Source organism: Bacillus sp. DB-2 (assembly GCF_003315125.1).
GTDB lineage: Bacteria > Bacillota > Bacilli > Bacillales > Bacillaceae_G > Bacillus_A > Bacillus_A mycoides.
The window spans coordinates 272,864-296,918 of record NZ_QNRN01000001.1 but is presented as its reverse complement, the minus strand read 5'-3'; the positions used below and the strand labels follow the sequence as shown (position 1 = coordinate 296,918).

Here is a 24,055-nt window from a genome sequence, read left to right as displayed (position 1 = left end):
ACATTATAATATATCATTGTAAATAAAACAATAAGTGGTGTTGAGATGAAAGGTATTCCATTTGTAAGCAGATCATTTTCTAAAAAATATTCTGGTAACATTATACTAACAGCAGATATTCAGAGTAAGTTAAGGTATCAACATAGCGTCCATTCACAGGATGTTGTAACTTGTATGGATGATAATTGTAAGGTTGTTGTAAAAAATACGCACAAGAAATATACTTCCTTAAAATATCCTGATAGTAAAGTCTACGATATTTTCGGAGAAGTAAATGGAAAAGTTTTGTTCATTGTGGGAAGAATGTTTAATGATGGTAATATATATATTATTACAGCTCGCTGGGCTGAGGGGAACGAGAGTGCTTTTTATTATAGAAATAGTGAGGTGATGTGCATTGAAAAAGAATAAATCCACAATTAAAATAGTGAATGATGTAACTGAGTTAAAACAATATAAAAGTAAAGAAATGTTTAATAAAGATGTTGAGACCTATGAAGAATATAAACCAGGATATGTGAATTCAGGAGATGAATATTCTGATAATGAAAAAACAACTAAAATTATGGAACAAAGATAAAAAAACTCTTAATTTATAAGATGAATAATAAAAAGACTTTACTTTTATATAGTAAAGTCTTTTTATTATTTTCTAATATCAAAAATATGGACGTGCTATGGGTTGTCATTTAGAAATATGCTAGTTTCAAAGAATGTATTTTTCTCGGCAAAAAGGTGAAGGAGTTATGACAGGAAAACGTTTACTCGGTATTAAGTTAGTAATGGTATACCACTACTACTTCTTTACCGAGCAATTTTTTTAAAACTAGGACAAGATCATATGATATATAAAGGGTATATTTTTGTCTGTAAATAAAGAAAATTCAGTATAATATCTTCTCGGTGTAAGGATGAGTAAGTCTTTTTTTATTCGGTATCGAGGTGAAGCATAAGTTAATTAATTTTCAAAGATTGATAGAAATTATCATACTTGAGTCAGGAAGGGACATGAAAAATAGAAAGTTACATTGTTTTTATCTAAATAAATATCTCTATTTAAATTAGTTATGTAACATGTGTTATTTAACCATTATGAAGTTAAGTTTTTTTTTATTTAGGGAGTGTTATTTAAAAGTCTCTTTTGTAATTTCAATGCAACATTAAAAAGTGCGATTAAAACCTGAATCTCTATTAGTGGACCGATAACTGTTACAAAGGCTATGTTTGAATGAATTGTCAATGTAACTGTAATTAAAATTAAATTATGATAAGCCATTTAATTGGAATTTCTAAATTGTGAATATATGTTAAGTGAAAATATGGTAATATTGTAATTAGAATTCAACGTGATATGTCAGAAAACAGCAATGTATTTATAGGGCATATTATATTTTTTATATGATAATTTACTGGAGGAATAATATGTCAAGTTCTACACCGGTATTTGAATCGAATTTTATATTTGAAGAATATATTGAAGAGACCCATTTTCGTGGATTTTCTGTAGGTTATGAAATGGAAGAGTATAGATATGATGCTCTTGTAGAGCATATATTTTCAGCTTTAGTAGATTTTTCTCTTCCACATAGTGAGCTATCGACATTTACACCAATAAATGCGCAGAGAAAAATGAGAAGTGCAGCTAAAGCAGTTTATGCTACTGATAAATATCGTAGTCGTGGAGAGTATGGAGAAATCTTACTTCATATTGTTATGAGGGATTATTTTAATACTGTTCCTGCTATCTCTAAAATGTATTATAAGGATGGACCGAATGAAACAGTAAAAGGTTTCGATGCTGTACATATTGTAGATCAAGGAAATGATTTAGAACTGTGGTTAGGCGAGGTCAAATTTTATCAAAGTATTAGTGGTGCAATTAGAGATGTCATTCCTGAACTTCAAGCGCATGTGGGTAAAGATTATTTACGGAATGAATTTTTATGTATTTCTAATAAAATAGATAATTCTTGGGAACATGCTGAAAAAATGAAAATGTTGATTGATGGAAGAACCAGCTTGGACAAGATTTTTAAAAGAATTAGAATCCCTGTTTTGTTAACATATGATAGTAAAGTAGTCAGTTCGTATAAAGAAGTTAATGAAGAATATCAGACGCAATTAATTGAAGAACTTAATAAGTACCACGATAAATTTAGGAGTAATGAATTACCTAAAAATATTGACGTGATTTTAATATTAATTCCTTTTGAACAAAAAAAGCGCTTAGTCGAATTGTTGCATAAAAAATTAAAGGTGTGGCAGCAGATATGAATTATAATTATATAAAGACATTGATTGCAAATGAGAAACTTTCTACGGAGCAATGTTTTTCTATATTTACTTGGATAAATGGAGTTCTACAAGACGAGAAATATGAAAACGAAGGAAGAGATATTTTACTTCGAATGTTGGATAAGAAACAGGATTTACCTAATGAGGTACATTCGATTTTAATGGATTATATTGAACAAATGGGGTATTTTCCTTACTTACCAATTCATGATTATGATGTTTCAACTAAAACGTTATTACACTATGAATTTTATCGTTCTGAAAATATTCCCGATATTGTAATGCATAGAAAGCAAGCAGAAGTATATGATGCTATTTCAAATCAGCAAAGTGTAATTTTAAGCGCACCAACTAGTTTTGGAAAGAGTTTACTGATTGAAGAAGTTGTTGCATCAAAAATGTACGCAAACATTGTAATTATTTTACCGACATTAGCTTTGATTGATGAAACTAGGCTGAAATTAATAAAATATACAGATGAATATAAGTTGATTTTTTCTTCAAAACAAGGTTTAGGAAATAAAAATATTTTTATTTTAACTCCGGAAAGATTTTTAGAAATAGAAAGCATTTCTGAAATAGACTTTTTTATAATTGATGAATTTTATAAATTAGATAGTTCGAAAAGTGAAGATGAAAGATTGAATGTATTAAATCATGCTTTTTATAGATTAATTAAGTCTACGGGAAATTTTTATTTACTGGGTCCGAATATATCTTCAATTCCAAATGGATTTGAGGAGGAATATAACTGTGAATTTATTCCTTCTAATTATGCTACTGTAGCTTGTGATGAAATATTTATTAAACGTAAAAAGAAACAAGAATTAGAGCAACTTGCAGAATTACTTCACACGCTTCATGAACCAACAATGATTTATTGCAGATCACCACAAAGCGCTGAAAAAAATGTAAGGAATTTTTTGTTGCAAAACAAAGAGCATTTGTCCCGAAATCATTCGCATATTGATGCAATAAATTGGATTGCAAAAAATATTCATCCTGAATGGTTATTAATCGAGGCGTTATCATATGGGATTGCTTTTCACCATGGGTCTATGCCTAGACATTTGGGCAGATACATTGTAGAGGAGTTTAACAAAGGAACAATAAAATACCTTTTTTGTACAAGTACATTGATTGAGGGAATAAATACAACAGCTAAGAATGTAATTGTTTTTGATGATAAAAAAGGGACCAATCGGATTTCTTATTTTGATTATCGTAATATTCGTGGGAGAGCAGGTAGGATGACTCAGCATTTTCTTGGTAAAGTTTATTCATTTTATAGTCTTCCTGATGCTACAGACGAAAGTGTAGATATTCCTTGGTATACTCAAGATAATGCTACGGATGAAATTTTGATTCAAATTGCAGATGAAGATTTGAAAGTTTTTTCTAAAGATAAGCTCAAACCCTATATGGAGCAAGATGTATTAGATATTGGGATAATAAAGAAAAATAACAATATCTCAGTGAAGGGGCAAGTGGCATTAGCAGAATTGATACAAAATGATTTAGAATTTTATCATGAAAACCTAAATTGGAATAACTATCCGTCTTATAAGCAATTGGAAGCCTGTTGCATATTAATATATGACTATTTGCGTTTTAAAAATAGTAAAGATTTTGTTTTTAGTGGTAAACAACTTGCTTTTTATGTAAATAATTATGTGAAAGTCCAATCTAATATGGCTAGATATATTAAATTCTTTTTGGATAATGATGATCAGGTAAAAACTGTAGATCAAGCTGTTCAAAAGGCGACGAAAATAAGTCGAAATTGGTTTGAGTTTCGATTACCAAAATTACTACTGGGGTTACAACAAATTCAAGAATCTATATTTACAAAAAACGGGAAAACATGTGGAGACTATAAGTTTTATGCTTCACAAATTGAATCAGCATTTTGTACACCAGTTTTATCATCATTACAAGAATTTGGATTGCCTATTTCTCTTTTAAAACAGTTAGAACCTTACCTATATTTGAAAAAGTTTGAGGAAGAGGAAGATTTAGATGAGGTAATTATGCAGATTAAGAAATTGGATATTAATTCACTTTCATTAGATGCATTTGAAAGTAAGATATTAAAGGATTTTGTGAGAAATTAATTGATAAGAAACAGCCTATAATTCGAACTGCCCTCCGATTGTTAGACCTAGTCTAATAATCGGAGGGCAGTTCGTTTAAGGGGCTGTTTTTATTTTAAATATCAAAGTTAAATTATATTCATTATAGTGAAAAAAATTTACTATAATGAATATGATTTATTCCACGGAAAATAATAAAAAAAACTTCTTTTTAAATGTAAAAAAATAAAAACAGCATAATTATTAAGTAATAAGCGGGAAATCATTTCGGACAATTAAGGTAACTGATTCAAAACAATGGGGTGAAAGGATGCAATCTTATGGTGTATATGTTCGTATTTCAACTGACCGTGATGAACAAGTATCTTCTGTTGAAAATCAAGTAGATATATGTCGGAATTGGTTGGAACGTAATGGGTTTGATTGGGAGGAGCAATGTGTTTATAAGGATGAAGGGATTAGTGGTACATTATTTGTAAATCGCCCTGCCATTCAATTGCTGTTGAAAAAGGCAAAAGCAAAAGAAATCAATATGGTTGTCTTTAAGTCTATTTCCCGTTTGGCGCGCGATTTAAAGGATTCTCTAGAGATTAGAGAAGTGTTCTTTGCCCATAATGTTCGAATTATTTCTGTGGAAGAGGGTTACGACTCTATAAAGGCTGGAAAAAATGATATGGCGTTTGAGTTATGGTCCTTATTTTCGGCACAATATAGTCGCACATTGTCTTCAAGTATTACAGCCGCTTTAGCAGTAAAAGTACGAAGGGGAGAGCACATTGGTAAGGTTCCTTATGGATATGACCGTATTAATCAAAAATTAGTCATCAATGAGGAAGAGTCTGATGTTGTTCAGAGGATGTATAAATGGTATGCCGAAGGTTGGGGATATAAAAAGATTACAAATGAATTAAATCGATTAGGGATAAGGTCAAAAACTAAAAAGAAATGGCAAATGACATCTGTTCAGCGGATTTTACAAAACCAAATTTATAAAGGAACTTTTATTTTAAATCAATATACTTCAGTTAAAGTAAGCGGTAAGAAAAAACAAATTCGAAATCCAAAAGAAAAGTGGTTCGTTTTTCCGAATCATCATCCCGCAATTATAGATCAAGAAGTTTGGAGTAGAGTAAATGAGAAAAATATAACGCATAATAAAACGAAAATTACAGCATGGAATGAATTTCGTAATTTAGCTAAATGCGCAGTTTGTGGTTCTAATATGGTTATTGTACAATCCCACTTTAAAAAGAAGAGCGGTGAACGAACAGAATGGAAATATTTAAAGTGTTCACAGTACAGGAGGGCTGGGAAGCATGGGTGTGTAAATCATGTACCTATTCAATACCGTGATTTTCGTCAGTTCATTATTGATTTGCTGGTGAAAAAAGGCGAGTTTATCACTTTAAAACTTCAAAGTAATGTTGAAAAAGATCGGGAGAAAAAAATAAAAAAGTTAAATCAAATTTTGGCTGGGAATGTCCAAAAGAAAAAAGCGCTGCTGGATTTGTATTTGGAAAAACTCATAAATAAAGAGGAATTTGAAGAAAAGCGGAATGATCTTGAAATAGAAATAGCCAAGGTGGGTAATGAATTACTTAGTATACAAAATAGTGATGCTGTGCAAGTAGATATTAAAACAATAAAACAAGCTTTGGAGCAGTTGCAAAACCAAGAGCAAGATTTGATTCATGTATTTCAAACATTAATTCAAAAAATAAGTATTCGTAAAGATGGAATAGTAGATGTTATATATAAATTTAAAAAAACAGAATAGGGGTGGGAGTCAATTCCGCCTTATTCTGTGGTTGTTCTTTAGTTCTAGAAAATAAAAAATTTTCAATTGTTTTGTTAAAACTATAGATAAAACTTTATTAAGATAACCTAATTGAAATTTAGAAGTATTTTATTTGGTAAATAATTTCCTTGTAAAGAATCTAGCAATGAAACATTGTTCTCGATTTTAAAGTCGTGTACTAATATCCTTTTGAAAGAATTTATAAAATACAAAACCACCTTAATGATAAGGTGGTCAGGGACTTTTAGCAAGCTACGCTAGCTTGGCACGCCGTCTTGGCTATCTTATTTTATGCTTAAAATATACCATGTATTCTTGCTTTAGTCAATAAGATTACTTAAATCCAATCATCGATGTTGGAATTTCCCATCCTGTCAAATAAAGAGATGGAAATATTGATATTGCCGAATTTTTCTTCGGAATTCCAATAGTCCAATAAAAATAATTTTATTTCGGATAAGTCTACATATACTCTTAAAACTTTTAGTACATCATATAATTTAATAACGTATTGTGACCGTATAGGATTTAGGTGTAGTTCCGAGATTAAACGAGCGTTTATTTTTAGCTTGTTTGGTGTTCTAAAACGGTTAACCAATTCAAAATGCGCACAAGAGTTTCGTAACTCCCTGATTATCTCTAAAGAGTTAAAAAACTTCTCCTTATCGTTAGGATGCAATTTGAAATCTTTTAATACTGCATCAAAAGTGCGCTTTTTTAACCCGTACATTAAAACAATTATATCATTTAACATTAAAGTCTTAATAATTACCCAAAAAGGTGGATTGTTATATTCGTTTATGTATGGGAATTTTATCTTACAATCATCAATATAAGTTAAACCTTGGATTGTCTCGTCCTTAGCTATATTTATTGAAAGAAATATTTTTGTCCCAGAAGTTGTAGTCATTGAATGCAACAAGCTCAAAAGTGCTGACTGCTTTGAGTTATTAAAAGTACAGGAACCTTCTTTAACTTCCCTAATTGAAGTAGATCCAAAACGTCCAGAAAAGGAACCTTTTAATGTTGTTGTGTTAGAATTATAAGTCACAATTCCATCAAATGTACCTCTAAATTTCCCTCTGTAATTATATGTGTTTTTAAATAATTTATGAGTTGTTCTAGGATTGTGTTGGTTATAAAAGTAATCTACATATTGCTTAGGACCATCAGTTGTTTTTGGGATGTTATAACATTGAATGTCGATGTAATTATTGTTCTCTGCTAAAGTTGAACAATGATTTTTACAAAAATGATAAGCTATAGATGCTTTTAATTTTGTTTCGAATTCCGAAATTTTTTGGAATATTAAACTGGAGAACTTTTTATCAAAATCATATATTCTTAAAAAGTTCTCAAAAGACTTTTTTGTATACTTTTTTGGCGGATTTTTTGGGTCATCAAGTAAAAGTGTCTCAAGTCCATTTATAAGATTAAAATAGTTTTTATCTAAAAGATGATTTTTAGCGGAAATAAAATCATTAAATTGTAATCCTCTATCTTTTAATAAACGAATTTGATTAGTAATTGTATTAAATTCTTTATCTACTGGCAATGAACTCCCTCCCTATGTATATATTATAGAAAAATGACACTTAATAAAAGTATTAATATAAAATCTTCAGTATTAAATTCTTTTATATAAATTAGTATATAAGTATATTTTTTGTGAAAGTAAAATTGTTTAATTGAGTGTGATAATTAAACATCAAAGAAAAACCGAACTTTGTTTGAAATAGACGCTAGTATCAATTTGTCTGTTTTTATGGGGAAAGTGCTGTTAATTTCTCTAAAGCAGATTATATTGGTTAGCTGTTTAATATAGGTTTTTTATTCCCTTCAAACACTACACATCTCAAACGCAATGCAAAAGCTAGGGGTTAAAGGACGTTCACAAGCAGTTGTTGAGCTTCTTCGTATGGGAGAGCTCGAACTATAAGAAAGCAGCCGACTTTTATACAAGAGGTCGGCTATTTTTTTTTTTGTTTCATGCTCCATATGAATGATAAGGATGCTTCATACATAAATAGGTAGTAAGGGAGGGGATATGTTGAAAAGGGTATTATTAGTTTCAACAAGCGCTCATAACTTGAATGGACACCCGACTGGTTTATGGCTTGAAGAGCTCGCAGCTCCGTATAATTTATTTAAAAAGGCTAAGTTCGATGTTGATCTTGTATCTATAGAAGGTGGAAGGGTACCTATTGATAGAGTGTCAATTCCAAATGGGATACCTCGTGAATTTAAGCAGGTAGCTACGATATTGCAAAATACGAAGCCGATTTCGAAGGTTCATTCTTCAGAGTATGATGCGGTATTATTTGGTGGTGGGCACGGGGCGATTGTAGATTTTTCAGGTAATCCATATGTAGCAAATTTAATTGAGAATATGTACAATAATAACCGGATCGTAGCGGCTGTTTGTCACGGGGTAAGTTCTTTAGTTGGTGTGAAAAATAAAGATGGCTCGTTTTTTGTTGCCGGTAAGCGTATAACAGGTTATACAAACGATGAAGAAAAAGCTGTACATTTAGAAAATCGAGTTCCTTTTTTGCTAGAAAGTAAGTTGAAAGAAGAAGGGGCTTTATTTTATGTAGCACCTAATTTCACGCCGCATGTTGTAGTAGATGGGCGTTTGATTACAGGGCAGAATCCGCAGTCTAGTGTGGGAATAGGTAAGGCTATAAAAAGAGCTGTAAATAAATTATAGAAAAGGTGCCCGCTACTAACAAAGGTAGCGGGTACTTTTTATGTATAGCGTAGATTGAAATTGTAATAAACTAAAAAGACGTAATGAGTATAATAACTTCATTTATAAACATTCATGAATTTGCTATACTATTTTGTATGAACAAAAGAGGAGGCTCTTTTAAATGAGAAAAGTAGCGTGTGCAAATACTTATATTAATAAAATAAAGTCCGTTATTCGAAAGACGAGTTTTAGCCAATTAAAAATAGATGAAATTGCGAAATATATGGATATTAGTAAAGCTACTTTATATAAACGTTTTTCTTCGAAAGATGAGATTATTGAGGCAGTAGTAGAGGATTTTATAAACTATCTTCTTGAAGGAGATGCGGATAATCAAGATGAAAGTATGTCGTTTACAGAACGTTTCCAAAAGACGTTTATCCATTCTTTAAAATGTGTGACGTATATTTCGGATGTCTTTTTACAAGATTTGAAAGAAGCGTATCCGCATTTGTCGGATCAATTAGTCGCTGCACAACAAAATCGCAATCGTAATTTGCAAATGTTTTTTGAGTCGGGTATGGAACAAGGTTACTTTAATAAAATGAATGCGCAACTATTTATGGTGCAAGATGATGTGATGTTAAGACGCATTATAGATCATACTTTTTGCATTCAGTACGATATTACGTTAAAGCAAGCGATACTTGATTTCTACAATTTGAAGAAATATCAACTGTTTAAACCGGAATTTTTAGATGTAGTTGATGATTCTGAAATTGAAAAAGAAATTAAAGCTAATTTACAAATGATTTCGTAAAAAAAGCAGATTTCCCTTACTAGAGGGAAATCTGCTTTTTTAGTACATATTATTTTTGCAACTGTTTTAATACTAATTCAGCTACTGGACCACCTGAAGCAGGGTTTTGACCAGTAATTACACGATTATCTTCTACAGCGTAAGCTTCCCAAGGCTGCGCAGCTTTTTCGTAAAGCCCTCCATTTTTAATGAGTTCATCTTCTGTTAAAAATGGAACGAATTGATCCAATTCAGCTAGTTTCTCTTCTTCATTTGAGAATCCTGTTACTTTTTTATCGTTAATTAAACGATCCCCGTTACTTAATGTGATATGGAATAAACCAGCAGCTCCGTGACAAACAGAGGAAACAATTCCGCCATTTTCATAAATGTTACGGCTAATATTTTGAAGTTCTTTGTTTTCTGGGAAGTCCCAAATAACTCCGTGACCACCCGCGTAATAAATAACAGCGTAGTCTTCTTGATTCACTTCACTCGGTTTCATTGTAGAGCCGAGACGATTCATAAATTCTTTCTTTTGATACCATTCCCAATCGATGCTCTCCGCCATCGCTAAACTATGCGGATCAATCGGTGTATAGCCGCCTTGTGGACTGACATAATCTACTTCGTAACCAGCTTCTTCTACTTTTTTAACGAAATGGACAGCTTCACCAAGCCAAAGCCCAGTAGCTCTATTTAAATTTGGGTATTTTTCTACGCTCGTTAATACAACTAACATTTTTTTCTTCATCATAATCCTCCTGTAATGTTTCTTCTATATAAAAGTTCTTTATTTACTTGATTTTATTAAGTTAGAAATTGCAAATTTGAATAACCATGTCAGTCCCCCTTATACCGGATTCGAAATTAGTGTATAACAATTTTTGGACAAAGTAAACTAAAAACACTAAATTAGTTTACTTTGTATATTTTTCGTTGACAAACTGTAATGCTGAAACTATGATAGTTCCATGAATATCGAACAACATAATGTTACGTTTCGAATTCAATTTGTCGCGCGATAAATTTATACATTTGATGAAGTTGTTTAGTAGTGATAGAGGAGCTAAACAACTTTATTTTTCATTTACAGTTACTACAATCAGAAGAGGTGTTACGCATGGGGAAAGATATAAGTAACCATTCAAAATGGTTTGTTTTCACATTATGTTTTATCGTTTTATTAGGACCGATGAATGCGGTTTTATTTAATGTAGCGTTAGAGGATATTGCTAATGATTTATCTATTAGTCAATCGAAAGTAAGTTGGGTTGTAGTAGGTTATTCCTTAGTTGTCGGTATTGGTTCGATGATATATGGGAAGTTGGCTGATCGTTATAGCGTAAAAAAACTATTGATTATTTCAATTATCATATTTGTAGCGGGTTCTATTATTGGATTTATGAATCAATCTTATGCGATTACCATTCTTGCAAGATTAGTGCAGGCGAGTGGGGGCGCGGCGTTTATTGCGCTTAGTATGATTGCAGTGGCAAAATTAGTTGCTCCTGCTAAGAAGCCTGGTGCATTAGCGATGATTAGTTCTTCTATTGCATTAGCAATAGGCATTGGTCCTTTAGTTGGCGGGGCTATTACAAATACATTAGGGTGGCCATATTTATTTTTATTTATGGTTATTTCAGTAGTTGGGATTTTCTTGCTTATAAAATTTATGCCAGAAGAAGCGCAGCATACGGATGAAGCGTTTCATTTTGATTACATTGGAGCGGCGTTATTATTTGCATTCATTACGACTGTTTTATTAGGTGTCAATATTAATAGTTGGCTATTTGTGTTATCGGTAGCTTTCTTATTTTTATTCACGGTTCGTATGAAGAACGCGGAGCATGCATTTATTGATATTGAGTTATTTTCGAACAAACCATTTCTTCGTTTAATAGCGGTCGGGTTTATAATTAATGTGGCGTTATGTGCTAGTCTATTATTATTGCCATCACTGTTAGGAAGAGTGCACGGATTGTCGCCATTCGTTATCGGAATTGCACTGTTTGTTGCATCACTCTTTGGTATTATATCTAGTTTTATTACGGGAAAGATTGTCCCTTCGTTTGGAAATGTGAATATGATTTATGTAGCGTCTGTCATTATGATCGTTGGCTTTTTAATTTTAGGGTTTATTCCGAATGGAAGCATAGTCGTTATTGTATTGGCGATTATTTTAACATTTATGAGTTATTCAGCTATTCAAGTATCATTAAACACATTTATACCGAAAACATTACATCCAGCTAAAGTTGGAGTCGGTCTTGGTTTATATAATTTAATTAACTTTTTCGGTATGGCATTTGGACCAGCTGTAGCGAGCAAAGTTATGGAATCTACAAATAGTTATCGTTTGAATTTTATTTTAATCATCATTTTAATTTCTGCTCATTTCTTCTTATTAATAGGGATGTCTTCTTTCCAAAAAAAGATGGAGCAATAAAGTGAAACTTTAATTAGTGGGATAAATGCGTATTTTGTATAGAAGAAACCGACTTTCATATAGAAGGTCGGTTATTTTTCTGTCTTGCAAATTATGAAAAAAAGGAGCAAAATAAAAAAGGTCCTAGTCTATACAGGTACAAATGAAAATTTTCATACAGAAGCAGTTTAAGTGAGCGAACTTAAAGTGTATAAAATATAATGATAAAATAAGATGATGAATGAGAAAACGGGTGATTAAGTTGAATAGAGCGATCGGTGTTATTGATTCAGGAGTGGGCGGTTTAACAGTAGCGAAGGAATTAATTCGTCAGTTGCCGAAAGAACGTATTATATATTTAGGAGATACAGCACGTTGCCCTTATGGTCCGCGTTCTCGTGAAGAAGTGCGTCAATTTACGTGGGAAATGACGGAGCATTTATTAGATTTAAATATCAAAATGTTAGTTATTGCGTGTAATACAGCAACTGCGGTTGTCTTAGAAGAAATGCAGAAACAATTACCAATTCCAGTAGTTGGAGTTATTCATCCAGGATCACGTACAGCTTTAAAAGTGACAAATACGTATCATGTTGGGATTATTGGAACGATTGGAACAGTAAAAAGTGGCGCCTATGAAGAGGCACTAAAGTCTATTAATAACCGTGTTATGGTAGAAAGTTTAGCGTGCCCACCTTTCGTTGAGCTTGTAGAGAGTGGGAATTTCGAAAGTGAAATGGCGTATGAAGTTGTAAGAGAAACATTGCAACCGTTGAAAAGTACTGACATTGATACGCTTATTCTAGGATGTACACATTATCCGATTTTAGGTCCTGTTATTAAAAAGGTAATGGGGGATCAAGTACAATTAATTAGTTCGGGTGATGAAACAGCGCGTGAGGTAAGCACGATTTTATACCATAGTAAGATGTTAAATGAGGGAGAAGAACAAAGTGATCATCTCTTCTTAACGACTGGTAAAATAGGTCTGTTTAAAGAAATTGCATCAAAGTGGTTCGGTCAGCCGATTGAAAATGTGAAGCATATCAATTTAGAAACAGAATAATAGTAGATTCATATAAGAGAACTCCTGAGAAATCAGGGGTTTTTTCTGTGTAAGTAGCTATAGCTTGTTCTAAAATATGAAACAGCTCGTATACATAATAGTACAAACTTAGATTTTAGGGGGGAATGGCATGCCTAAATCCACTTTTAAATGGGTTGTTGGTGCTACTGTGAGTGCGATTTTATTATCAGGGTGTGGCTTGTTAAATCAAGAGAAAGCGACAGAACAAATTGATCCGCCAAAAAAAGTTACGTATACAGAAGGTGAAAAGAAAGAAACTGCTAAAAAAGATAAACAAGAGCAAACAGTAAATAGAGAGTTATACCTCGTTGATAAAAATGGATATGTCGTACCGCAAACTATTGCAATGCCTACTCCGAAAGCGAATGAAGTTGTACAGCAAACGTTAGAGTATCTTGTGAAAGATGGACCAGTTACAAATTTATTGCCAAATGGATTTCGAGCAGTCCTTCCAGCGAATACGACGATGACCTTGAATTTGAAAAAAGGCGGGACAGCAGTAATTGATTTCTCTAAAGAAATGAAAAATTATTCAAAAGAAGAAGAACGTCAAATTGTTGAATCAGTAGCGTGGACTTTGACTCAATTTACAGAAATAAAACAAGTGCAGTTCCAAATAAATGGTGAAAAGTTAGCGAAGATGCCTGTTGCGGGTACACCGCTTGGTGAAGGTGTAAGTCGTGCGAATGGAATTAACTTTGATGATGAACAAGTAGCAGATGTGACGCATACAAAACCGGTTACACTTTACTTTATGGCGCAAAATAATAAGCAGCAATATTACGTACCGGTAACAAGGCGCGTTGCAGAAGGAAAAGAAAATGATTACTCGGCAATTGTGGATGAGCTTGTAAAAGGTCCGATTCAAGGATCACTACTAAATGATTTTAATCCAGGAGCTAAGCTTATTACGAATCCGAAAGTGAAGGACGGAAATATTACATTAAACTTTAATGAAAATATATTTGTGAACCCAGACAAAAATATGATTTCAAATTATGTGTTGAAATCGTTAGTCTTATCTTTAACGGAAAAACAAGGTGTGAAAAATGTTTCTATTGAAGTGAATGGGAAAGCAAATCTTATGGATGAGAAAGGTGAAAAGTTAATAAAACCTGTTAATCGTCCACAAAACGTGAATACAGGTAGTTTTTAATCGCGAATAATTTGATATACTTATGTAAGAAAGGGGAATTGCTTTTTGAGTTCCCCTTCTTTTATTGTTATACATATCGTACATTTAAATTTGGCTATACTAATGAGAGTATTTATGAGGGGGTTATTTTTATGCGAGTAGATGGTAGAGGAAAAGCAGAGCTACGCCATATACATATTCATACAAATTATTTAAAACATCCAGAGGGATCAGTACTAATTGAAGTTGGGGATACAAAGGTAATTTGTTCAGCGACAATTGAAGAGCGTGTACCGCCGTTTATGCGCGGAGAAGGAAAAGGCTGGGTAACAGCAGAATATTCAATGATTCCACGTGCGACAGAGCAACGTACAATCAGGGAGTCAAGTAAAGGGAAAGTAACAGGGCGCACAATGGAGATCCAGCGTTTAATTGGACGAGCATTGCGTGCGGTTGTTGATTTAGAAGCGCTTGGCGAAAGAACGGTTTGGATTGACTGCGATGTAATTCAAGCGGATGGCGGAACGAGAACAGCTTCTATTACAGGTGCTTATGTAGCGATGGTATTAGCTTTTGAAAAATTATTGCAAGCAGACAAAGTATCTAAAATTCCGGTGAAAGATTATTTAGCGGCAACGTCAGTAGGTGTTGTTGAAGAACAAGGTGTTGTTTTAGATTTAAATTATGCTGAAGATTCTAAAGCAGACGTTGATATGAACGTTATTATGACTGGAAAAGGTCAGTTTGTTGAAGTGCAAGGAACTGGAGAAGAAGCGACGTTTAGCAGAGCTGAATTAAATGAATTACTTGATGCTGCTGAACAAGGGATTTTCCAACTTGTTGAAAAGCAAAAAGAAGCATTAGGTGACATCGTATCTCATATAGAGTAGAGGTGGAAAATATGAAGCAAGTTGTTGTAGCGACGAAAAATCTTGGGAAAGTACGTGAGTTTGCTGAGTTATTTGAGAGATTTGACTTAGAAGTGAAATCTTTACACGATTTTCCTCATATTGAAGAAGTCGAAGAAACTGGTGAAACATTTGAAGAAAATGCAATTTTAAAGGCGGACAGTCTTAGTAGACAGTTGAATTCCATCGTAATTGCGGATGACTCTGGTCTTATTGTAGATGCCTTAAACGGGAAACCAGGTGTGTATTCAGCTCGTTTTGCTGGGGAGCCGAAAGATGATCAGGCGAATATAGATAAGGTGTTACAAGGGTTAACTGACTTCGATTTAGAAAAACGTACAGCTCGTTTTTACTGTGCGCTAGCAGTTGCTTTCCCTGAAGTGGATAAAGAGCCGGTTATTGTAAACGGAACGTGCGAAGGGAAAATTCTAGAACAGCGCCGCGGGGAAAATGGTTTCGGATACGATCCGATTTTTTATGTAGAAGAATATAAAAAATCGATGGCTGAGCTAAATTCGGATGAGAAAAATGCGATTAGTCACCGCGGACGCGCTCTTCGTAAATTAGAAGAAAAAATCCCAGAATGGTTTTTAGAAGAATAAGGGAGAGAGATTGATGAAAGCTTTAATCGTAAGCGATAGTCATAGCTCTGTGAAGGAATTACAGCAGTTAAAAGAGAATTACGAAGGGAAAGTAGATGTCATGATTCATTGTGGTGATTCAGAGCTAACGCCTGCTCACGAAGAGCTACAAGGTTTCCAAGTTGTAAAAGGGAATTGTGATTATGCTAACTTTCAAGATGAAATTGTAACTGATGTAGATGGAATTCGTTTCTTAGTTGTACACGGTCATCGTCATAATGTGAAAATGACGTTACAAACGTTAGCGTATCATGCAGGAGAAGTAGGAGCGCAAGTAGCATGCTTTGGACATTCTCATATATTAGGGGCAGAATTAATTGATGGGATTTTATTTATTAATCCAGGAAGTATTTTGCTCCCACGCTCTCGTGTGGAAAAGACATTCGCTTTATTAGAAATGGATGAAAATCATATAGAAGTTCGTTTTGAAACATTAGATGGACAGCTGGTGGAACAAGCAATTTTTAAAAGAGGATAAGAAAAATTATCCTCTTTTAAAAAAGTGTTGACTTTATAAGTAGTTATGAATATAATAAATATTGTCGATAGGGCAACGGCGCTAACGAAGAAAAATAAAATAACATATGCGGGTGTAGTTTAGTGGTAAAACAAGAGCCTTCCAAGCTCTGGTCGAGAGTTCGATTCTCTTCACCCGCTCCATGTCCCAGTAGCTCAGCCGGATAGAGCATACGCCTTCTAAGCGTACGGTCGGGAGTTCGAATCTCTCCTGGGACGCTAACAAAACCTTGTTATCTTTTGATAACAAGGTTTTTTGTTTGTTTTAAATTAGTTATTAATAAATTTTTCAAAGACAAAACCGTAATCTTTCACGTTATATTGCTTTTTCGTATCAACGAGCCAGTTAAAGGCGATCTCGTTCATCTCTTTAAACTGTTCTGCTAAATTTACTTGTGCATTTGAAATACGGCTGAAAGCGTTAGATGCCATATCTAAACTTTTATGTGCATACTGCAATTTAATGTCGTTGTCGTATGAAATTTCTTCGATTTTAAGAAGAGCCTTATATAAATCTTTTAATTCTTCAATATGTTTTTTATGAACATCAATTGAGTAATGCTCATCTCCCATTTGAAATTTAATTTCTACATCTAAATCAATCGTTCCTGCAGTTTCAAGTGCTACGTTTTTAATTTGATATTTACTATAGCTAAAGCGGCGTAATGTACGTTTTTTGCTTGTGGCACTTGTACCATCTAGGTGAATTAATCCTTTGTTTGTGAAACAATATTCATCTGATTTTGATTTAATAAGAAAGTAAATTTTCTCCCCATCTTCATGCATTACGTAATCATCAGCATCGACCTTATCGTAATCTTTTGGTGTGATAACGGAACCTACATCGCTTAATCCTAAAACGTCAGCTGCCATTTTTTTGAACATATATAATCCCCCTTGTAAATTAAATTCTTAATTGTACAAAAATATATTAACATGATTTTAAATCTATTTTTGAAATCTTACAATTCTGTAAGGTAAGTGTAAGGAAGTTCGATGGTAACAAATTACTAATCCTATATAATGAAGATAACAACGATAAATGAGGAGGAAGAGATGATGAAAGGATTAATCGTAACGGGTTTAACAGTAGCTTTTGGGTTTGTGGCGTATGAAAAGTTAACATATGTAATTGATGTTGTAAAACATTTAGTAGCGTAGAAAAAACTGCCATGAGAGGGAAAGGGAATGAGTGAATGAATGGAATGGTTATTTGGAATTATAGGTACTTGTAGTGTAGTTTTATTGTTCTTTGTCCCGAGTGGTATACTCAGTTCGACAACGAGTTTGTTTTTTTTAAGTTTGTTTGCTTGTACGATGCTCATTATTATGTTTTTAATGAAGCGAAGTAAACCAATCTTCTATTTTAGCATGATTGTTATGGCAATTATTGTTCTCCAAATTATTACCCTTGTTATATACCCCACAATTATAAAAGCTTTCCATTAATGATGAACCCTCTGCCGTCTGTTGCTGAGGGTTTTTGTTTGTGAAAAATGAATTTCATTTAGAAGTTTGTTGCTTTTTTGTTATGAAAATAGAATATTCCTATATTTCGAATAAATGTTTTTGGAATGTTGTGTTCTCATTACGCATTTGATATATTTACTTTGAAGATCATTAAAATCTAGAAAAAGAGGCGGACGTATGGATAAAAAAGAAAATACGGTCGTATTGTTTCCGCAACTATCAGAACGCTATATTGATAAAGGTTTTTTAGCGTTGAAAGAGCGGGAATTCGAAGATGCATTGCGCTGCTTTGAAATATTACGTCAGTATAATGCAGAAACGGAACAAACAGAATTAGCTTCCGTTATTTGTTTGCTAGAATTAAAACGTATGGAAGAAGCGAAAGAAAAATGTGAGCAGTTGCTTGAAACAGGAGCTGTATTATTTGGTGATATTCTTGAAACGTATGTAACTATTTTAGTTCAAACAAATGATTATGAAGGTGTCATTGAAACTGTTGAGGAAGTTTTGCAAACGAAAGATATAATTCCTGAGCAAAAGGAAAAATTGGCGCAGCTTGCTTTGTTTGCGCAAGGGATGCTGAATGAAGAAGATAAACCGCTAGTGGATTCGAATTTTGAATTAGAAGAATTTACCGATGGGCTTTTTGGAGAAAACTTTGGTCAAAAGCTAAGAGTGATCCAGAAACTTTCGTTAAAAGACCTGGATCTCGCACTTCCTACTTTAAAGAAATTTTTAATAGACGAAGATCAGCATCCTTATTTAAAAACTTCTATTTTGTATAAAATGGTAGAAAATCAAATAGAAGAAGAGATAGAAGTAGAGAAGTTTGGAAATACGATAAAGGTGATTCCAGCATTTACAGGTCATAATGAGGAGCAATCCGATAAAATTATACATAAATTCTCAAACCGATTAGAGCAAAATTATCCAGATATATTTAGTACGATGGTTACATACTGGAAAGAATTACAAATTAGCATTTTTCCGTTCCCTCTATTAATGGATAAAGTAGAAATTTGGGCTGCTGTCTTAGAGAGAATTGGAAGAAAGCGTTTCGGATTGGCTATTGATGAAGAAGAACTTATGACAGCATACAATATTGAGTTTGAGGAATTTCATATTGCCTATCAATGGTTACTGCGCATTGAAAGAGAAGGGTATTTGCCCGTATAATTATGAAAAAGAATCGTTCAGTTATTGAAACGAGCACATTCTATGTTATAATGTAAGGGTTGCAAAAGGCAGAAATCTGCCTGTTTGTAAGAGAAGAGGAGTATAATTCTCTTACTTAATATGTTTCATATTAGTCTCGAACAAAATATACCGTAGTTGTCTTTTAGACAATTAGTAGATTGGAACATTGTATCTGAAAGCTTTTTGCTAGAGGGTTATTTGTACATTTGTTATTTCAAGAAAGAGATAATAAAAATTTTGATCTATAAAGGTATGTGCATACATTATTATAGTTGGAGGGAAAGAATAAATGTCTACAAAATGGGAAAAATTAGAAGGTAACGTTGGCGTTTTAACAATCGAAGTTGATGCTAAAGAAGTAAATAACTCTATCGACGCTGCATTCAAAAAAGTAGTAAAAACAATTAATGTACCAGGTTTCCGTAAAGGGAAAATGCCTCGTCCATTATTCGAACAACGCTTTGGTATTGAATCTTTATACCAAGATGCTTTAGATATCATCTTACCAAAAGCATACGGTGAAGCAATCGATGAAGCTGGTATCTTCCCAGTTGCTCATCCTGAGATTGACATCGAGAAATTCGAAAAAGGCCAAAACTTAATTTTCACTGCAAAAGTTACTGTAAAACCTGAAGTTAAATTAGGTGATTACAAAGGTTTAGCAGTAGAAAAAGTTGAAACAACTGTAACTGACGAGGATGTAGAAAACGAAGTAAAAGCTTTACAAGAGCGTCAAGCTGAACTAGTTGTTAAAGAAGAAGGAACTGCTGCAGATGGTGATACAGCTGTAATCGACTTCGAAGGTTTCGTTGATGGCGAAGCATTTGAAGGCGGAAAAGGCGAAAACTATTCTCTTGCAATCGGTTCTGGTACTTTCATCCCAGGTTTCGAAGAGCAAGTAATTGGTCTTAAATCTGGTGATTCTAAAGAAGTTGAAGTATCATTCCCAGAAGAGTACCATGCTGCTGAATTAGCTGGTAAACCAGCAACATTCAAAGTAACAATTCACGAAATCAAAACAAAAGAACTTCCTGAGTTAAACGACGAGTTCGCTAAAGATGCTGACGAAGAAGTTGCAACTCTTGATGAATTAAAAACAAAACTTCGTACAAACTTAGAAGAAGGCAAAAAGCACGAAGCTGAGCACAAAGTACGTGACGAAGTAGTAGAATTAGCTGCTGCTAACGCTGAAATCGACATTCCAGAAGCTATGATCGACACTGAGTTAGATCGTATGGTTCGTGAATTCGAGCAACGTTTAAGCCAACAAGGTATGAACCTTGAGCTTTACTACCAATTCACAGGTACTGACGCTGACAAATTAAAAGAGCAAATGAAAGAGGACGCACAAAAACGTGTAAGAATCAATCTTGTTCTTGAAGCTATCATTGAAGCTGAAAACATCGAAGTTACTGAAGAAGAAGTAACTGCAGAAGTTGAAAAAATGGCTGAAATGTACGGTATGCCAGTAGACGCTATCAAGCAAGCTCTTGGAAGCGTAGACGCTTTATCTGAAGATCTTAAAGTGCGTAAAGCTGTAGACTTCTTAGTAGACAACGCTGCATAATAAAATAACAAGGCGCGATTTTAATCGTGCCTTGTTTTATAAATATAGAAATATATTTATAAAACTTTTCGATGAAGAAGGAAAAGTGCCTTTGTAAGTCGAATATACATATTTCAAAAGTTTTAAAATTTTTTTATTTGTACATAACTAGTCATATTATTTGTATTTCTCGCTACGTAGTGACATAATATGTATTTACATACGATACATTTATCGTGTACATACGAAGGCAAGAGGTTAGCACTTTGTAAGGGGTGTGAAAATATGTTTAAATTTAATGATGAAAAAGGTCAATTAAAATGTTCTTTCTGTGGTAAAACACAAACGCAAGTTCGAAAGTTAGTTGCAGGTCCAGGTGTTTACATTTGTGACGAGTGTATCGAGCTTTGTACTGAAATTGTACAAGAGGAGCTTGCGAAGGACGAAGAAGTAGAATTCAAAGATGTACCGAAACCGGTAGAAATTCGTGAAATCTTAGATGAGTATGTCATCGGACAAGATAACGCGAAAAAAGCACTAGCGGTAGCGGTATATAACCATTACAAACGCATTAATTCTAACAGCAAAATTGATGATGTAGAATTAGCGAAGAGTAATATTTCACTTATTGGGCCAACTGGTAGTGGTAAAACATTATTGGCACAAACATTAGCGCGTATTTTAAATGTTCCATTTGCAATCGCGGACGCAACATCTTTAACAGAAGCTGGATACGTTGGGGAAGATGTAGAAAACATCTTACTAAAACTAATTCAAGCGGCTGATTACGATGTAGAAAAAGCGGAAAAAGGAATTATTTATATTGATGAGATTGATAAAGTGGCACGTAAGTCCGAAAATCCATCAATTACACGTGATGTATCTGGTGAAGGTGTACAGCAGGCACTTCTGAAAATTTTAGAAGGTACTGTAGCAAGCGTTCCACCTCAAGGTGGTCGTAAGCACCCACATCAAGAGTTTATTCAAATTGATACAACGAACATCCTATTCATTTGTGGTGGAGCGTTTGATGGCATCGAGCCTATTATTAAACGTCGCCTTGGTGAGAAAGTAATTGGATTTGGTGCTGAGAAGAAAAATGCTGATGTAAATGAGAAGCATGTTTTATCTCACGTTTTACCAGAGGATCTTTTAAGATTCGGTTTAATTCCGGAGTTTATCGGTCGTCTTCCAGTTATTGCGAACCTAGAGCCGCTTGATGAAGATGCTCTTGTAGATATTTTAACTAAACCGAAAAATGCACTTGTTAAGCAATTCCAAAAATTATTGGAGCTTGACGATGTTGAGTTAGAGTTTGAAGAAGGTGCACTAGTTGAGATTGCGAAAAAAGCAATTGAACGTAAAACAGGTGCTCGTGGACTTCGTTCTATTATTGAAGGTTTGATGCTTGATGTAATGTTCGAACTTCCATCTCGCAAAGATATCGAGAAGTGTATTCTTACGAAAGAAACAGTAGCTGATAATGAACCGCCGAAATTGGTGTTACAAGACGGTACTGTACTTGATACAAAAACATCTGCATAATTCGAAGAAGAAACAGCAATTTTTATAATTGCTGTTTTTCTTTATGTTTAGCACTATTCCTCCCAGGAAATACTAAAAGGTAAAACATAGCGGGAGGAAATGAATTATGAGCTGGACAAATATATTTTTACTTGTTCAACTTGTTTTTGGCGTAATTGTCGGATTGTATTTTTGGCATTTACTTCGAAATCAGCGAACACAAAAAGTTTCAATTGATCGAGAATCGAAAAAAGAATTAGAGCAGCTTCGTAAAATGCGTGAGGTTTCTTTAACAGAGCCGCTTGCGGAAAAGGTACGTCCTACATCCTTTATAGACATTGTAGGGCAAGAAGACGGGATTAAGTCGTTAAAAGCGGCTCTTTGTGGTCCTAATCCGCAACATGTGATCATATACGGTCCGCCAGGTGTCGGAAAGACAGCGGCAGCACGCCTTGTATTAGAAGAAGCGAAACGAAATCCGAAATCTCCATTTCGTACAAATGCAACATTTATCGAACTTGATGCGACGACAGCTAGGTTTGATGAGCGTGGTATTGCGGATCCATTAATTGGTTCAGTGCATGATCCTATTTATCAAGGAGCAGGTGCAATGGGACAAGCGGGTATCCCGCAACCGAAAAAAGGGGCTGTAACAGATGCGCATGGTGGTATTTTGTTCATTGATGAGATTGGTGAATTACATCCAATTCAAATGAATAAAATGCTAAAGGTGTTAGAAGATCGGAAAGTGTTTTTGGAAAGTGCGTATTATAGTGAAGAAAATTCGATGATTCCAACGTATATACATGATATTTTTCAAAAAGGTTTACCTGCAGATTTTCGCTTAGTTGGTGCAACGACACGTTCACCAGAGGAAATTCCTCCTGCAATTAGGTCGCGTTGTTTAGAAGTGTTCTTCCGTGAGTTAGATACAGAAGAAATTCAAAAAGTAGCGAAAAATGCAGCTGACAAAGTGGAGATGCAAGTAGGTGAGAACGGTATCGAAATGATTGGAATGTATGCAAGAAATGGACGAGAAGCAATTAATCTCGTGCAAATTTCTGCTGGTATGGCGATAAATGAAGAACGACCTTTCATTAAAGATGAAGATATTGAGTGGGTTGTTCATTCTAGTCAGCTTACACCAAAGTACGAAAAACGTATTTATCCAATTCCGAGAATCGGTCTTGTGAACGGGCTTGCTGTATATGGGCCGAATACAGGTGCGTTATTAGAAATTGAGGTAACAGCTATTCCTGCGAAAGATAAAGGATCAGTAAATGTCACTGGAATTGTAGAAGAGGAAAGTATTGGAAATCAAACGAAATCAATCCGCCGTAAAAGTATGGCGAAAGGTTCTGTTGATAATGTGTTAACAGTACTTCGTTCTCTAGATGTGTTGCCAGAAGGATATGATATACATATTAATTTTCCTGGTGGTATCCCGATTGATGGTCCTTCAGCAGGTATTGCTATGGCAACAGGTGTCTATTCAGCAGTGCATCGTACGTATGTGAATAATGAAGTAGCGATGACAGGTGAGATAAGTATCCACGGAGAAGTGAAACCTATTGGTGGTGTGTACGCAAAAATAAAAGCTGCGAAAAAAGCGGGAGCTAAGAAAGTCATCATTCCGGCTGAAAACATGCAACCATTTTTGTATACAATAAAGGGAATTGAGATCATTCCTGTTCGCAAATTAAAAGAAGTATTTGAATTAACATTTATGCAGGAAAATATGCATCGTGAGCTTGATGCACATAATGATTTGGACGAAACAGATGCACAATCAATGTGAGAATATACAATAATAAAAATTTGCCAGACTTCGTTTAAGTTTGTATGCTTAAGCGGAGTCTTTTTTCTTTTCGTGAGGCACAAAAAAACAGGGGATTAACAATTGCGAAGAATCTCTGCAATTGCATC

General features: G+C 34.0%; 21 protein-coding genes, 2 tRNA genes and 1 pseudogene. 21 read left to right on the top strand and 3 right to left on the bottom strand.

Annotation, left to right across the window (positions count from 1 at the left end; genetic code table 11):
• The first annotated feature begins 45 nt into the window (after positions 1-45).
• The 5 genes from DET63_RS01600 to DET63_RS01575 all read left to right on the top strand — a co-directional run bounded on the left by DET63_RS01600 (position 46) and on the right by DET63_RS01575 (position 6,165).
• On the top strand, positions 46-411 hold the full coding sequence (locus tag DET63_RS01600) for a hypothetical protein (RefSeq protein ID WP_113935665.1): 366 nt from the start codon (positions 46-48) through the stop codon (positions 409-411).
• Positions 398-580, top strand: a complete 183-nt coding sequence (locus tag DET63_RS01595) for a hypothetical protein (RefSeq protein WP_113935664.1) — start codon at positions 398-400, stop codon at positions 578-580. The genes DET63_RS01600 and DET63_RS01595 overlap by 14 nt, the downstream gene beginning before the upstream one ends.
• Positions 581-1,422: 842 nt before the next feature.
• Positions 1,423-2,274, top strand: a complete 852-nt coding sequence (locus DET63_RS01585) for a HamA C-terminal domain-containing protein (protein WP_113935663.1) — start codon at positions 1,423-1,425, stop codon at positions 2,272-2,274.
• Positions 2,271-4,409 (top strand): DEAD/DEAH box helicase, encoded by a 2,139-nt coding sequence (locus DET63_RS01580; protein WP_113935662.1) that lies wholly within the window; start codon positions 2,271-2,273, stop codon positions 4,407-4,409. Before DET63_RS01585 ends, DET63_RS01580 begins: the two co-directional genes overlap by 4 nt.
• 289 nt (positions 4,410-4,698) lie before the next feature.
• On the top strand, positions 4,699-6,165 hold the full coding sequence (locus DET63_RS01575; protein WP_113935661.1) for a recombinase family protein: 1,467 nt from the start codon (positions 4,699-4,701) through the stop codon (positions 6,163-6,165).
• A gap of 358 nt (positions 6,166-6,523) precedes the next feature.
• On the opposite strand, the gene DET63_RS01570 is transcribed toward DET63_RS01575, so the two are convergent.
• Complete coding sequence (locus tag DET63_RS01570; RefSeq protein ID WP_113935660.1) at positions 6,524-7,741, bottom strand: Abi family protein; 1,218 nt, start codon at positions 7,739-7,741, stop codon at positions 6,524-6,526.
• Between the two features lie 294 nt (positions 7,742-8,035).
• On the opposite strand from DET63_RS01570, the pseudogene gerE reads away from it, so the two are divergent.
• From gerE to DET63_RS01555, 3 genes and pseudogenes are all read left to right on the top strand, one after another.
• Positions 8,036-8,125 (top strand): annotated as a pseudogene (gene gerE / locus DET63_RS01565) (spore germination transcription factor GerE); the annotation flags it as partial.
• A 108-nt stretch (positions 8,126-8,233) separates the two neighbouring features.
• Positions 8,234-8,896 carry a type 1 glutamine amidotransferase domain-containing protein gene (locus DET63_RS01560; RefSeq protein WP_113935659.1) on the top strand — a complete coding sequence of 221 codons (663 nt, stop codon included), beginning with the start codon at positions 8,234-8,236 and terminating at the stop codon, positions 8,894-8,896.
• 163 nt (positions 8,897-9,059) lie between these two features.
• Positions 9,060-9,698: a TetR/AcrR family transcriptional regulator gene (locus DET63_RS01555; RefSeq protein WP_113935658.1), complete on the top strand. Its 639-nt coding sequence runs from the start codon at positions 9,060-9,062 to the stop codon at positions 9,696-9,698.
• Positions 9,699-9,747: 49 nt separating this feature from the next.
• On the opposite strand, the gene DET63_RS01550 is transcribed toward DET63_RS01555, so the two are convergent.
• Positions 9,748-10,431, bottom strand: coding sequence for a type 1 glutamine amidotransferase domain-containing protein (locus DET63_RS01550; protein ID WP_113935657.1), 684 nt, complete (start codon positions 10,429-10,431; stop codon positions 9,748-9,750).
• Between the two features lie 369 nt (positions 10,432-10,800).
• Between DET63_RS01550 and DET63_RS01545 the strand changes: the two genes are divergently transcribed.
• From DET63_RS01545 to DET63_RS01510, 8 genes are all read left to right on the top strand, one after another.
• Positions 10,801-12,126 carry an MFS transporter gene (locus DET63_RS01545; RefSeq protein ID WP_113935656.1) on the top strand — a complete coding sequence of 442 codons (1,326 nt, stop codon included), beginning with the start codon at positions 10,801-10,803 and terminating at the stop codon, positions 12,124-12,126.
• A gap of 232 nt (positions 12,127-12,358) precedes the next feature.
• Positions 12,359-13,171 carry a glutamate racemase gene (racE, locus tag DET63_RS01540; protein ID WP_002015338.1) on the top strand — a complete coding sequence of 271 codons (813 nt, stop codon included), beginning with the start codon at positions 12,359-12,361 and terminating at the stop codon, positions 13,169-13,171.
• A gap of 130 nt (positions 13,172-13,301) precedes the next feature.
• Positions 13,302-14,348, top strand: a complete 1,047-nt coding sequence (locus DET63_RS01535) for a GerMN domain-containing protein (protein WP_113935655.1) — start codon at positions 13,302-13,304, stop codon at positions 14,346-14,348.
• A 131-nt stretch (positions 14,349-14,479) separates the two neighbouring features.
• The gene (gene rph / locus DET63_RS01530) at positions 14,480-15,217 is read left to right on the top strand and encodes a ribonuclease PH (protein WP_002138500.1); all 738 of its coding nucleotides are present in this window, start codon (positions 14,480-14,482) and stop codon (positions 15,215-15,217) included.
• Between the two features lie 11 nt (positions 15,218-15,228).
• On the top strand, positions 15,229-15,837 hold the full coding sequence (locus tag DET63_RS01525) for an XTP/dITP diphosphatase (protein ID WP_113935654.1): 609 nt from the start codon (positions 15,229-15,231) through the stop codon (positions 15,835-15,837).
• Positions 15,838-15,850: 13 nt separating this feature from the next.
• Positions 15,851-16,354, top strand: coding sequence for a metallophosphoesterase (locus DET63_RS01520; protein ID WP_002034207.1), 504 nt, complete (start codon positions 15,851-15,853; stop codon positions 16,352-16,354).
• 108 nt (positions 16,355-16,462) lie between these two features.
• Positions 16,463-16,536, top strand: a tRNA-Gly gene (locus DET63_RS01515).
• A 1-nt stretch (position 16,537) separates the two neighbouring features.
• A tRNA-Arg gene (locus DET63_RS01510) sits at positions 16,538-16,611 on the top strand.
• Positions 16,612-16,662: 51 nt separating this feature from the next.
• On the opposite strand, the gene DET63_RS01505 is transcribed toward DET63_RS01510, so the two are convergent.
• Complete coding sequence (locus DET63_RS01505) at positions 16,663-17,277, bottom strand: PH domain-containing protein (RefSeq protein WP_016092377.1); 615 nt, start codon at positions 17,275-17,277, stop codon at positions 16,663-16,665.
• Between the two features lie 315 nt (positions 17,278-17,592).
• Between DET63_RS01505 and DET63_RS01500 the strand changes: the two genes are divergently transcribed.
• The 5 genes from DET63_RS01500 (at position 17,593) to lonB (ending at position 23,927) form a co-directional block, all read left to right on the top strand.
• Complete coding sequence (locus DET63_RS01500) at positions 17,593-17,841, top strand: hypothetical protein (RefSeq protein ID WP_001983650.1); 249 nt, start codon at positions 17,593-17,595, stop codon at positions 17,839-17,841.
• Between the two features lie 198 nt (positions 17,842-18,039).
• On the top strand, positions 18,040-19,038 hold the full coding sequence (locus tag DET63_RS01495) for a hypothetical protein (RefSeq protein ID WP_113768839.1): 999 nt from the start codon (positions 18,040-18,042) through the stop codon (positions 19,036-19,038).
• A gap of 310 nt (positions 19,039-19,348) precedes the next feature.
• Complete coding sequence (gene tig / locus DET63_RS01490) at positions 19,349-20,626, top strand: trigger factor (RefSeq protein ID WP_002034203.1); 1,278 nt, start codon at positions 19,349-19,351, stop codon at positions 20,624-20,626.
• A gap of 264 nt (positions 20,627-20,890) precedes the next feature.
• The gene (gene clpX, locus DET63_RS01485; RefSeq protein ID WP_000472285.1) at positions 20,891-22,150 is read left to right on the top strand and encodes an ATP-dependent protease ATP-binding subunit ClpX; all 1,260 of its coding nucleotides are present in this window, start codon (positions 20,891-20,893) and stop codon (positions 22,148-22,150) included.
• A gap of 106 nt (positions 22,151-22,256) precedes the next feature.
• Complete coding sequence (lonB, locus tag DET63_RS01480; protein WP_002034202.1) at positions 22,257-23,927, top strand: ATP-dependent protease LonB; 1,671 nt, start codon at positions 22,257-22,259, stop codon at positions 23,925-23,927.
• Positions 23,928-24,055 lie beyond the last annotated feature (128 nt).